The sequence below is a fragment of the Pseudanabaena sp. PCC 9330 genome (assembly GCF_055795045.1).
The window spans coordinates 14,912-27,684 of the sequence record NZ_JAYFES010000092.1 but is presented as its reverse complement, the minus strand read 5'-3'; the positions used below and the strand labels follow the sequence as shown (position 1 = coordinate 27,684).

The window sequence follows — 12,773 nt, the reverse complement described above, 5'->3', positions numbered from 1 at the left end:
TTGAGAATAAATTGTGTTGAAAGCACTGCCAAACTGCTCTCCGCTTGGCGGGTGAATTATTTCGCCGGGTACACCGGTTCTTTGTCGATTACCACCGGCTCCTGGTAGAGCAGAGTGGTAAAGGTCACCGTTGAGCCCAGCCCTTCGCCCATGCTGATAAACTGCACCACGCCGCCCATAGCCTCCACCAATCGCTGGGAAATGGCCAGACCCAGACCGGTGCCACCGTACTGCCGGGTGCGATCGCCGTCTACCTGACTAAAGCTCTGAAACAGCCGATCCTGCTTTTCTAGCGACACGCCGATACCCGTGTCAGCCACGCTAATTTTCACCAGGCCGGGCCAGAGTTTGCCCTGGTGTTCAACCTTTTGGGGCTTGACCTCGGCGCTGATGGTGACCCCGCCCTCGTGGGTGAACTTGATGGCGTTGCCCACCAGGTTGATCAGCACCTGGAGCAAGCGTTGGTAGTTGCCGTTGACGGTAATGTCGTCGCGGGTCGCGGGCAGCAAAAGCTCCAGGTATAGGTTCTTTTGGTTAGAGAGCGGGCGCATAAAGTTTTCGAGGTCGGCCAGCAGCTCTTTGACGCTGATAGGCCCCATCTCGATCTGCATTTTGCCCGCTTCGATCTTGGCGATGTCGAGCACATCGTTGATCAGTTGCAGCAGGTGAATGGCTGATTTGTGGGCCTCTTCGATAAACTCCTCTTGCTCAGCTGGGTCGTCGGCCATGCCGTCGAGCACCAGCTTGAGAAAGCCAATCATGCCGTTGAGGGGGGTGCGCAGCTCGTGGGAGGTATTGGCCAAAAATTCGCTTTTCAGGCGCGAGGCTTCTTCGGCCTGCTGGCGGGCTTCCTCGGCTTGGCGGCGGGCTTCTTGAAACTCGCGCTGCTTTTCCATCAGGCTGGCGTTAGCCTGCTGGAGCTTGATCGCCAGGGCGTGGCTTTCGCTAAACAGGGTGGCGTGGGCGATCGCAGTGCCCACCTGATCGGCCAAGTCGGTGAGCAGATTGATCTCGACCTCAGACCACACCCGGGTAGGGCGATCGCAGAGCACAATAAATCCGTTGATGGTGTTTTGGTAGCGGGTAGCTACCGCTACCACCAGCGGGTCAACCGGTTGCCGAGGCCGCACCACCACCGCCCCCGCGGCCTGGGCAGCAGCGCTGAGGCTGGGGGTTTCGGCCAGTAGCCAGGTCTGCCCCTGCCACAGAGGCAGGGTGTCGGCCCGCAAAAACTCGGCGGCCACGGTAGCGGCTTCGGGGGGCATGCTGGGGGCCGCGTCGCAGCTGCACACCAAACAGCGATCGACTCCAAATAGGTCACCCAACCCCTCCACCGTCTGCTGCCGAATAATCTCTAGATCTAGGGTCCACCGCACATTGCGGGTGATCTGGTTGAGTCGGGGCGAGTAGGTTTGCAGCTGGTCACAGGCGGTGGCCCGCTGGCTCAGGGGAGCCACCGCAGCCCGCAGCAAAGAGCTTTCGGCCAGACCATGCAGGTTGGCCAGGTAGCCCGTGGCGGCGATGCGAAACAGAGATCCATGAGGCCCAAGCAACGGCTGAAGCACCCACTGCACATCAATGCTGTGAGACCCCAGGGGAAAGCGGCCAACTAGCTGTACAGGGGCCAAGCTGCTGGTCAGGGTCTTGAGCGCCTTAGCCAGGGCGTTGGCGTCAGCAAAGGCCACAATCTCGCCCAGCGATCGCCCAATCCAGCTGTTCGCCAAAACCCCCGGCAGCACCCTAGCCCCGGCGGTCTGCACCGACTCCACCATGCCGTCAGGGCTGAGCACCATGATCCAAGCCGAGGCCGATGCATCGGGGGCAGCCCGGCCAGAGTTAGTCAGACTAGATAATGAACGTCGCGATCGCATGGGCAGGGAGGGCTGGAGTGTTCCCATGGTATCCAACCGACCTCGGCAATGGCTCTAGTACAGAGAGAATTGGTTGGCTATGGCGGGGGCTAGTCGTTCCACTCGCCCTTGGGGGGCACCGTGGGGTTGCGGGGCAAATGGCGCACTAGGTCGTCTTCATAGCGGCGATCGCCCCGCAGCCACTGGCGCAGCGCCACATCGATCACCTTGCTGGGGTCGGCACTCAGGTGAGTCACCTGGTCGAGCAGGTCTTTATCAATTTGCACAGAGAGATCGACTTTGTCAGCCGACCGTTCGCCGGCAGGGGGGGCAGAGTTTTGCATAGTGGTTGGCCTAACTGCCAGGTGGGTGATGGTGTACGTACCTCTAGTCTACGTCCTGGGGTGGGCTGGCTTGGTGTGGTCACCCCTACCCCCTAGAGACTAAATCCGAAGATGTTGACATAACAAGTTTATCGCCCCCAGTTCTCTAAAGGCGATTTCTCAGCCCCATTCATTCAGCTCTGACCCTCATCCGCTACATGTCGACCCATCCACTCATTCACCCCCTATCCCCCCGAGCAATCGCCCATAGGAGGGATTACAATATTAAAGTCTGTAAACCCTTGCCGCTGGTTCGCCTGATATGACAGAGGTTCCCGTCTCTCAGATTCGCAATTTTTCGATTATTGCCCACATTGACCACGGCAAATCGACCTTGGCCGATCGCCTGTTGCAGCGCACGGGCACGGTGAGCGATCGCGAGATGAAGGCGCAGTTCCTCGACAGCATGGACCTAGAGCGGGAGCGGGGCATCACCATCAAGCTCCAGGCCGCCCGCATGAACTACAAGGCCAAAGACGGCAAAGACTACGTGCTAAACCTGATCGACACCCCTGGCCACGTCGATTTTTCCTACGAAGTGTCGCGGTCTTTAATTGCCTGCGAAGGGGCACTGCTGGTGGTCGATGCCTCCCAGGGGGTCGAGGCCCAAACCCTAGCCAACGTCTACCTAGCCCTTGAGAACGACCTCGAAATTATCCCCGTTCTCAACAAAATTGACCTGCCCGGTGCCGACCCCGAGCGCATTCGGCAAGAGATCGAAGACATTATTGGGTTAGATTGCAGCGGTGCCATTCTTGCCTCGGCCAAAGAAGGCGTGGGCATCGATGAAATTTTAGAGTCTATCGTCTACCTGGTGCCGCCCCCCGCCGATACCGTCGATCGACCTCTACGGGCGCTGATCTTTGACAGCTACTACGACCCCTACCGAGGCGTAATCGTCTACTTTCGGGTGATGGATGGCACTATTAGCCGCAAGGACAAAGTGCGGCTGATGGCCTCGGGCAAAGAGTATGAAGTGGACGAGCTGGGCATATTGGCCCCTACCCAAATTCAAGTCGATGAGCTGCACGCCGGAGAGGTAGGCTATTTTGCTGCCTCGATCAAAGCGGTAGAAGATGCCCGCGTGGGCGACACCATCACCCTGGTGCAAAACCCCGCCCAAGAGGCCCTGCCCGGCTACGCCGAGGCCAAACCCATGGTCTTCTGCGGCCTTTTCCCCACCGCCTCTGACCAGTTTGAAGAACTGCGCGAAGCCCTAGAAAAACTGCGCCTCAGCGACGCTGCTCTGCAATACGAGCCGGAGACCTCCAGCGCCATGGGCTTTGGCTTTCGCTGCGGCTTTTTAGGTCTGCTGCACATGGAAATTGTGCAGGAGCGCCTAGAGCGCGAGTACAACCTTGACCTGATTACCACTGCCCCTTCGGTCATCTACCGAGTTACCACCATTCAGGGAGCAGTGCTCGAAATCGACAACCCCAGCACCCTACCCGACCCCCAGGCCCGCGAAAAAATCGAAGAGCCCTACGTACAGCTCGACATGATCACCCCCGAAGAGTATGTCGGCACACTGATGGAGCTTTGCCAGGGTCGCCGGGGAGAATTTAAGGACATGAAATATCTGGCTCAGGGCCGCACCACTCTGATCTATGAGCTGCCCCTAGCCGAGGTGGTCACAGACTTTTTTGACCAGATGAAGTCGCGCAGCAAGGGCTACGCCAGTATGGAGTATCACCTGATTGGCTACCGTGAAAATCATCTGTCGCGCCTCGACATTTTGATCAATGGCGACCCAGTCGACTCGCTGGCCTCCATCGTCCACCGCGACAAGGCCTACTATGTGGGCAAGGCTCTGGTCGAAAAGCTCAAGGAACTGATTCCTCGCCATCAGTTTAAGATTCCCATTCAGGCCGCGATCGGCAGCCGGGTGGTGGCCAGCGAGAGCATTCCGGCCCTGCGGAAGGATGTGCTAGCCAAGTGCTATGGCGGCGATATCTCTCGCAAGAAAAAGCTGCTGCAAAAGCAGGCTAAGGGTAAAAAACGCCTGAAGGCGATCGGTACAGTAGATGTGCCCCAGGAAGCCTTTATGGCAGTGCTGAAGCTGTCGTAGCGATCGCCGATCGCTACCCAGAGTCAATCGTTGATGGTTTCGCGATCGCCCATTTTGACCTCAGATCTACCGCCGAGCCTTCGGCGGTGATGACAAACACGGCCTTTGACAATCTTTCTTATTTTTTGCCGTCGTTGCTGGGTGTTCTCGGAGACCGGTAGGCCCATTAGCACCGCAATGTCCTACGCTACATTTTTCTAGGACTCGTTGGCCCTCACCAACAAACAACACGACCCTAGGTACAGACCCCACTGGGGTCAGGCGTTGAGATCTATCCACCACCCTTACTGCTCGCTCATGCTCAATTGGCTAATGATGCTGGTGACACTTCGCTGGTGGCCTCGCGTTGTGCAGCGGCTTGTGCAAATAGACAGATGACCAAGTTTTGGTCACGCATGCTCTAGTCAGGGGCTATACATCGCGTTCTCTATCCCCTCTAGGGTCCTCACCTCCTCAAGATCGGTCTCGTCGTATAGCGATGAGGCTAACTCCTGAGCTCTGGCGGGCCTGCCTAGATCAAGCCATAGGCCTAGCTGGTGGGTTATGAGGTGCCCCAGGCTTAAGTCATGAAGCTTTCATGAAGCTAGTTCTACCTGGGTTAATTGGCGGTTAACTAAGAGTTAATCTAACAGGTATAGCGCTTAACCTTCCATTAACTATGGGGTTAGCTCTACAGATTGTTGATCCGCTTTATGCATTTGCCCTTTGAGTTCGATGTTGGTGTGGAGATGTCAATTTAATAGAAAGTCTTGATGAGAAAGGGCGCTTAGAATCTTATTCGTCGAGTATGCAGACTGTGCTCAATAAAGATCCTGCTCCTAAGCCCTAAGTTATCGCAAGTTAATGTTTTATCGCCCTGGTTTAGGGTCGGCAAAACAACTAGTTTTTCTTAATAAAAAAGCATAGAGCCCCATGGCAATTGCTTGACTAATTCGAGAGTCAGGCAACACTTTTTGTCGTATTTTCAAAAGGTATTTTCCCATGCAGCGAGTGAGTCAGCAAAGTGATGTCTCTGTAACTAATGAGCAGTTGCAAAATGCTCTCGTTCAGCCAGTTTCTAAGGTTTTGGGAAATGACGCTGTCGAGAGTATTTCTTTGCTCTGCGCTAAAAAACCTGTTGCAGATGATTTGACAAAGTTAGTTGTCAAAAATCATAGAGGCGAGCCAACTGCCGTCATTTTGTGTTCTCCTCCTGACTTTCCAGATCTTACAACTCGCTACATGCGAAAGTCATTTGCTTCTCAAGATGCGCTGGCCCCAGAGCTAGCACATGTGGTATTGACTCCGCTGTCAGAAGGGTATGTGAATGGATTGAGTTATACCCTTTTGCCCTATCACCAGCCTCTCAGCGATCGAAAGCTGCAATGGTACTTTCAACGGCTTCGTCTGTCGTCTAATTTATTTAAGCTGTTGCACCGAATGACAGAGCTAAGTTGTGTGCCAGCGACTTCGACGCAGATAGAGCTAAATTTCTTAAAGCCGTTAACCTATCTTGTAGAACTAAACTCCTTGCCTGGCAATATTCATGCTGTCGCAAATCAAGCTCTCTTGCGGTTGAAGAATGGGGCATGGCAACCTTGTCATGTCTTGATGCATGGCGATTTATGGAAGGGGAATATTCTTCTCAATCAACATGTTGCTAATGGTGAGAAGGAATGGTGGAACCAGTTTGTGATCATTGACTGGTCTGGTTCAGTTTTGCAAGGCTATGGGATATATGACTTAATTCGACTTTCTCAGTCGATGAAGTTAACGCCGAGCAAGCTACGGACTCAACTCATTGCTCATTGTCACATCTTGGGTTGTGAATTGGTAGACACTAAAGCTCATTTGATTGCCGCTCTTGGCCATTTGGCAATGAACCTCGAAAACTTTCCCTTTGAGCGGTTTGTTGCCATGTCCGAGGACTGTTTGATGACGCTTGAACAAGCATGTCAATCAGGTAAAAACGATGAGGTGGAGAGCATATCGTCGAAAAAACTACTGCACTTAGGGGTTGCCAACTCTACTGCATCGTATCTCAAGTAACGACACAGCTTTAGATACGATGCGGTAGGTACCTGAACATCAATGGGGTTTACTATATAGCGGTTCCCAATCGCATGAAGTAGAGCAAGAGCCTTGCTGGATGAAGCTTGCAGGCTTCTGTGTATACCTCATGCCAACGAGAACCGCTATAAAGCAAGCCATAGAGGGGTGGAAAAACACTTTTTTGTGAAGCCAGCGCCCATTGCCTATCACTTCTGGCGATCGCTATAGGCTCCTCCACTCGCCCCTTATCAACTGCATGAGGAGGGCAATATTTAATGTGTCGACCTGCGGGATTGTGGGTGCAACGGTAGGATGGGCTTGAAAAAAGGGGGTGTTGAGCAGTCCTCTGTAGTGCGTGACCGTAGCAACAGTCTTGAAAGGGCACATGGATGTCGTTGGTCGAGCTCAACAACCCGTTGAGTTATTCTTTGCGTAGGTGTTTGGGTTGCCAGCCTTCATGATTTTTTTGGGGCGCGCGGGAGACCACCAGGCAGTTGTCGGGAGCGTCTTTGCGCACCACAGACCCAGCGGCGATGGTGACGTCACTGCCGATGGTGACGGGGGCAACGAGAACGCTGTTGCTGCCAGTTTTGGTGCGATCGCCAATCACGGTCTGATGTTTCTGAAACCCATCATAGTTGGCGGTAATCGTCCCCGCGCCCACGTTGACCTTCGTACCCAGGGTGGCATCGCCTAAGTATGACAAGTGGGCCACGTTAGTGCCTGCCCCTAGGGTGGCTTTTTTGATTTCGACAAAGTTGCCAATGCGGCAGTTGTCGCCCACCACGGCTTCACCCCGCAGGTGGGCATAGGGGCCAACCCGCGCGCCGCTGCCAACAGAGCTGTCGGTGACTACTGAAAAAGCCACGGTGGCATTGGTACCAATCTGGCTGTTCTCAATCAGGCTGCCGGGGCCAATACGGCTACCGGTGCCAATAGTGGTTTTGCCCCGCAGATGGGTCTGGGGCTCGATCACCACGTCGGGGTCTATGTGGACGGTGGTGTCGATGGTGGTGCTGTCGGGGTCGATCAGGGTGACGCCTGCTGCCATCCAGTGGTCTTTGATGCGGTCTTGCAAAAGGCTATAGGCCTCGGCCAGCTGTTTGCGGCTGTTGATGCCAAAGATTTCTTTGCTGTCGGCGACATCTACTGCCATGGCTGGGCTGAGGTCTTTGACCACGTCAGTGAGGTAGTACTCCTGCTGGTCGTTGTCGGCGCTGAGGTGGGGGAGCACCGTCATCAATTTAGACCAGTTGAAGCAGTAGACCCCGGCATTGATACGAGGGTTTTGGCGCTGAGCGGGGCTGCAATCGCGGTGCTCGACGATTTCGGTAATTAGACTCTGCTCGGTGCAAAAGACACGCCCGTAGCCAGTGGGGTCGGTAAACTGGGCCGTGAGTAGGGTGGCGGCGTTGCCGTTGGCCTGATGGGTATTCACCAAATTTTGAATGGTTTCGGCTCGCAGTAGGGGCACATCGCCGTTGAGCACTAGCAGGTCGCCGTCAAAGCCCTCCAGGTGGGGAATCACCTGCTGTACGGCATGGCCGGTGCCCAGCTGCTCGGTCTGCTCCACAAAGGTGAGGTTGGGGATGTGGGCCAGGGCCGTTTTGACTTGGTCTTGGCCAAAGCCCACCACGATCAGGGTATGGCTGGCTTTGAGGTCGGCGATGCTGTCGAGCACTCGTTCTACCATCGACTTGCCCCCCACCAAATGCAGCACCTTGGGCAGGCTCGATTTCATGCGGGTGCCGCGCCCGGCGGCAAGAATGGCGACAGCAACCATTGGTGGGAAGTCCTCATTTAATGACCCGAGGGGAGTATATCGCGGTTCGGGACGGGGTGGATGGGTGGTGGGGAGGGATAGGCCAGTGATGGCCTGAATGTAGTTAAGTTTGCCTTGGGGCGATCGCCTCAGATTATGGGGTTAACCCACACTACGGTGTGTGGCTAGGAGTAGCCGAGGATGTTGGGGTGATGGGGTTAAGGCTACGAAAGTAGCTGTTGCCAACGATCGCCAAAAAGCTCAGGTATGCAACTAGCTGTACTAGATAAAAATGATCGCGGTAGCCGAGCAAGAGCTTGAGCACTACGCCAGGGAACTGGCGATCGCTCAGCACGCCACTGGCATCCCACAGCTGGGGACCAAGAATGCAGGAGGTTTGGGCAAAACAGAGGTCGGCGGCGGGGTTGATTTGGCTGAGGTTGGCCAAAAAGACGTCGAGATTCTTAAACACTGAGATCACTAGACTGCCAACGATCAGCAGCAGCAGCACCCCCATAACCTGAAAGAAGAGCTTAAGGTTGATGCGAATGCCCCAGCCAAACAGGGCTAGGCCAATGAGCACTGCGCCCAGCAGCCCGGCGATCGCCCCTAACCCAGCTACCAAGCTGGTCTCCACATTGGTAAACACAAAAAGTACGGTCTCAAAGCCTTCGCGCAGTACGGCGATACACACCAGACTAAAGATGCTCCAGCCAGCGGTTTGGTGGTCGTCGAGGGCCGATCGCACCGTGCCTTCGATCTCGCCTTTGAGGCTGCGGGCCTGGCGGGTCATCCACAGCAGCATCCAGCTCAGCATAACGATGGCGATCGCGCCAAACAGCACATTCAGCAGCGGCTTCACCACCAGTTGCAGCCCCGGCAACCCCTGCTGGAGCTGTTGCAGGCCCATACCCAGGGCCAAACCCAGCAGCACGCTGCCCGCTAGCCCAGCGGCTACCCCGCCGTAGACCCAGGGGTTGAGGGCCTGGCGGTTGGCCTTGGCCAGGCAGGCGAGTACAATGCCGACCACCAGGGCCGCCTCGACCCCTTCGCGCAGGGTGATAAAAAATGTGGGCAGAGCAGCGGTAATGTCCATGCGGGGCGTATATGGAGAGAGGGGCAGAGGGCTACTGGTATTGTGTCAAACAACCTGGCCCTTTGCAGCGCGAGAGGCCAGACCCAGTAAACTTTTGAGCTGTCCCATCTCAGAGCGGCTGAACCTCAAAATCACCGACGACCCTACCCTAGTGCTCTGCCGCTATGATTCTTGGCTTGCGGGCAGCTAGGGCCGAAGCCAGAACCTCTAAGATCTGCCCTAGAGGTAGCCCTTATGCCTACAGGACGGTACAGAAGACCCACAACTACACAGAACTATAAAACTGACAGAACTATAAAACTGCTAGGCCGCTTCATCTTCGGCTAACACCCACTCGCTCACTTGGGCTGCTGCACTGTGTAGCTGGTCTTGATCTATGGCAATGCGATCGCGATCGGATGCGCCTGCTGAGGGCCAAAACGCTGCTCTAGAGCATTAACCTCGACGGTATCGCCTGATTGAAAGGGCAAGCCGCTGAGTATGAAGGGCCATTTTGGGCAGCCACAGCCTCAGATTGGTTGACCAGTTCAGAGATGTGGCGAACCAGTGCCACGGCGACAGCTCAACCGGCAACAGCGCAAAAAAAACGCTGAGTTAGCTCAGCGGTAGCCAGCATCAGTAAATCTCAGGCTCGGGCATGGGAATGGCAAAGTTGGACGGATCGTTGAGATAGCGAATGGCGTCTTCTTCGAGGCGGTGAACCCAGTAGGGCTCTAGGGCGTCGGAGTGACGGAGGGAGGCGAGGTAACCTTCGAGGTAGAGGCGCAACTCACTGGTGCGATACCCTCGGTTCCACTGGTCGACGAAGGCGTCAGTGATTCGCTGATAGTACCGAACGGCTTTGGCATCCTGAAGCATGGGAGGTTGACCTATAACTCGGCGTTGGCTAGGGGTAGATCGCTCTCTGTACTTTAAATTTTCCACCAAAGGGTGAAAGCTATAGCGGTTTTCTTAACGTACCGTTATACGTATTTTTATACACCGTTTTCCCATGGGCGTGGGGTGTGGATTATGACACTATGCCCCATGGCAGGGGGCTGGATGGCAGAGACACTCTACCGAAGGGATGCAGCTTATCTCTAGGTTACCCATATCGGGCTCTGACACGCTCTCAGGCATTCAGAAACTCGGCTATCAGAGCGTTGACCTGATGGGGCTGCTCTTGCTGCACCCAGTGGCTGCACTGGGGAATGTAGCGCAGGCGCAGGTCGCTGATGTAGGCCCCGGTGCCGAGGGTGAGTTCTTTGCCGAGAGCAGTGTCGTCTTCGCCCCAGATCATCAGGGTGGGCAGGTTGAGCACACCCCAAGGGCTTGGGCTGGCCAAACTGGAGGCGATCGCCCGGTAGTAGTTGACCATGGCCGTGAGGGCACCGGGTTTGGCAGCGGCGGCTTTGTACTCCCGAAGGTCGGCATCGCTAAAGGCAGCCTTGTCGATCGCCATACCCCGAAAAATCTGCTCAATCAGCCAGAAATCCCCTGCCTGTAGCAGTAGCTCGGGCAGCAGCGGTAGCTGAAAGACCCCGATATACCAGCTTTTGAGCATCTGCTGGGGGGTGCGCAGGCCCTCGGCAAACTTGGCTGGGTGGGGCATATTCATCACAATGAGTCGTTCGAGCAGGTCGGGATGGGCGTAGGCAAAGGCCCAGGCGATCGCGCCGCCCCAGTCGTGGCCCACCAGCGTCACCGGCCCATCTCCCAGCGATTGAATTACCCCCCGCACATCTTCCACCAGCTGGGCCATGCGGTAGGCGTCTACGCCCTGGGGCTTGTCGCTGTCGTTGTAGCCGCGCAGGTCGAGGGCTACGCAGGTGTAATGGGCGGCAAAGTGGTCGAGCTGGTGCCGCCAGGAGTACCAAAATTCTGGGAAGCCGTGGAGAAACAGCATCAGCGGCCCCTGGCCCTGGCGCACGTAGTGCAGGTTTACCCCGTTAGTTTTGAGAAATCCGTGCTGCCGGTCTGCTGTGGTCATGCCATCCCTCGGTCGCCCATCCTCCTCACTATACCGATCTGCCCTTGCCGGGTAGGGCGATCGCCCCATCACGCCTGTGCTTCTCACGGCATAAATAAATCTGGCCAAGAAATAACCGGGTGAGGGGTCTGACCCCCCGTAGAGGTTAGAGAGCAGGGCTAGAGATCTCATCGCTGCCCTGGGCTTCAATTTATGGTCCTGAAATGACCGCACTGGATGATTTGACCTTAATGCAGTGGTTTGTCTCTGGAGATGCCATCCTAGAGGCCAATCAATCGCTGCGGGTACAGCCGACCAACCGCGCCCGCCAGCTCTTTGGGCGTAAGGGCAACCTGTTAGCCACTGCTTTTGACGAAACCATACCGCCCCGTACCGAGATACGCAAAGACACCGAATACACCGAGGTGCTGCACCAGATTCTGATCGATCACCACTTTGTCCCAGTTGGGCAGGGGTTAGATAGCCAAGTCCTGTGCTACACCCTGCACCCTATACCCGATGGCTACCATCTGGTCTATGCCCAGGCTCGCCAGCTGTGGAAGCAGTGGTGGACTCACCCCAGTCGCCTCACCAATCGCCATCTCCAGCTCGATCTGTTTGTGCTGGCTGACTACCAGTGGTATCCGGTGCGCGATATTGCCATCAACAGTGGCACCCTCTACGTCGATACCTTGCGCGGCGAGACCGTACACCACGGCGATGACCTCATGGTGTGGCTCGAAAAAGACGCCTGTGACGAGGGCGATCGCACTTGTCTTTGGGCTCCACCCGCGGTCAAAAACATGCCCGCCGCATCGACTCGTCCCATCCCCTCGACTGCGATCAAACCCGTTGTGGGGGCCGCGCCTGCCCAAACCCCGACCCCAGCCGCGCGCCAGGTCACTGTAGACCCGGCCCTAGCCCCGGTGGTCTATGCCCTTGACGGCAAAGTCTATATACACACGGCTGTGGGGCTGATAGTGGTGGAAGGAGAACACCTCAATGCCTACTGCCCTGAGGCTGGGAGGGTGGCAATCAGCACCCGACAGGTTTCCTAGAGTCATCTATCAAGGTAAACAGCCGGGGCTAGGTAAACAGCCGGGGTGGCAGCAGCCACAGCAAAGTGCCTCGGCCATACTCCACCTGAGACCAGCTGGCAATCTCAAACTCTAGGCAGACCATGGCGGCGGTGGGCATTTTGGCGCGTCCGCCCCCGGTCAAAAAGGAAATGGCGTCTGACCAGGTCGGTTCGTGGCCCACCAGCATGAGCGCCTCGTAGCCCTCGGGGGTGCGGTGAATGACGTCGAGCACCTGATCGATGTTGGCTTCGTAGAGATCGTCAGTGATCTCCGTAGGACAGTTCCAATGGCCTGCCGCCATGGCCAGCTCTAGGGTGGTGCGGGCGCGCACCGCCGAGGAGGTGACGGCCAGGTCGGGCACTTTTTTAGCGGTGGCTAGCAGCTTGCCCATGGTTTTGGCGGCGATAATGCCCCGTTCGGCCAGGGGGCGATCGCGATCGCTCAGGGGGCTGGCATCCCAGTCAGACTTGCCGTGGCGAAAGAGAATAAGGGTTTTGGTCATGGTCTTGGGGTGGTGGCTCCAGGGTGGTGTGCCCTTGCCCACCTTAGAAGATCG

Annotated in this window: 10 protein-coding genes; 3 read left to right on the top strand and 7 right to left on the bottom strand. The window is 56.3% G+C overall.

From position 1 onward, the window contains the following. Nucleotides 1-56: 56 nt before the first annotated feature. Together AC0QKW_RS09390 and AC0QKW_RS09385 are read right to left on the bottom strand one after the other, a co-directional pair. Complete coding sequence (locus AC0QKW_RS09390) at nt 57-1,898, bottom strand: ATP-binding protein (RefSeq protein ID WP_473150804.1); 1,842 nt, start codon at nt 1,896-1,898, stop codon at nt 57-59. Between the two features lie 62 nt (nt 1,899-1,960). Then, nucleotides 1,961-2,194, bottom strand: a complete 234-nt coding sequence (locus AC0QKW_RS09385) for a hypothetical protein (protein WP_473150803.1) — start codon at nt 2,192-2,194, stop codon at nt 1,961-1,963. A gap of 301 nt (nt 2,195-2,495) precedes the next feature. Here AC0QKW_RS09385 and lepA point away from each other — a divergent pair, with 301 nt between their 5' ends. Both lepA and AC0QKW_RS09375 read left to right on the top strand, forming a co-directional pair. Next, complete coding sequence (gene lepA, locus AC0QKW_RS09380; protein ID WP_473150802.1) at nt 2,496-4,301, top strand: translation elongation factor 4; 1,806 nt, start codon at nt 2,496-2,498, stop codon at nt 4,299-4,301. A 981-nt stretch (nt 4,302-5,282) separates the two neighbouring features. Next, nucleotides 5,283-6,329: an aminoglycoside phosphotransferase family protein gene (locus AC0QKW_RS09375; RefSeq protein ID WP_473150801.1), complete on the top strand. Its 1,047-nt coding sequence runs from the start codon at nt 5,283-5,285 to the stop codon at nt 6,327-6,329. Between the two features lie 424 nt (nt 6,330-6,753). Here the strand turns inward: AC0QKW_RS09375 and glmU are convergent, their stop codons facing one another. From glmU to AC0QKW_RS09355, 4 genes are all read right to left on the bottom strand, one after another. Further along, a complete protein-coding gene (gene glmU / locus AC0QKW_RS09370; protein ID WP_473150800.1) occupies nt 6,754-8,115 on the bottom strand; it encodes a bifunctional UDP-N-acetylglucosamine diphosphorylase/glucosamine-1-phosphate N-acetyltransferase GlmU in 1,362 nt (453 codons plus the stop codon). A 151-nt stretch (nt 8,116-8,266) separates the two neighbouring features. After that, nucleotides 8,267-9,190 carry an FTR1 family iron permease gene (locus AC0QKW_RS09365; RefSeq protein WP_473150799.1) on the bottom strand — a complete coding sequence of 308 codons (924 nt, stop codon included), beginning with the start codon at nt 9,188-9,190 and terminating at the stop codon, nt 8,267-8,269. A 615-nt stretch (nt 9,191-9,805) separates the two neighbouring features. Further along, nucleotides 9,806-10,048 carry a DUF6761 family protein gene (locus AC0QKW_RS09360; protein WP_473150798.1) on the bottom strand — a complete coding sequence of 81 codons (243 nt, stop codon included), beginning with the start codon at nt 10,046-10,048 and terminating at the stop codon, nt 9,806-9,808. Nucleotides 10,049-10,301: 253 nt separating this feature from the next. Then, nucleotides 10,302-11,159, bottom strand: a complete 858-nt coding sequence (locus tag AC0QKW_RS09355) for an alpha/beta fold hydrolase (RefSeq protein ID WP_473150865.1) — start codon at nt 11,157-11,159, stop codon at nt 10,302-10,304. Nucleotides 11,160-11,362: 203 nt separating this feature from the next. On the opposite strand from AC0QKW_RS09355, the gene AC0QKW_RS09350 reads away from it, so the two are divergent. Next, nucleotides 11,363-12,196, top strand: coding sequence for a hypothetical protein (locus tag AC0QKW_RS09350; RefSeq protein ID WP_473150797.1), 834 nt, complete (start codon nt 11,363-11,365; stop codon nt 12,194-12,196). A 28-nt stretch (nt 12,197-12,224) separates the two neighbouring features. Here the strand turns inward: AC0QKW_RS09350 and AC0QKW_RS09345 are convergent, their stop codons facing one another. After that, the gene (locus AC0QKW_RS09345; RefSeq protein ID WP_473150796.1) at nt 12,225-12,719 is read right to left on the bottom strand and encodes a SixA phosphatase family protein; all 495 of its coding nucleotides are present in this window, start codon (nt 12,717-12,719) and stop codon (nt 12,225-12,227) included. Nucleotides 12,720-12,773: the final 54 nt, after the last annotated feature.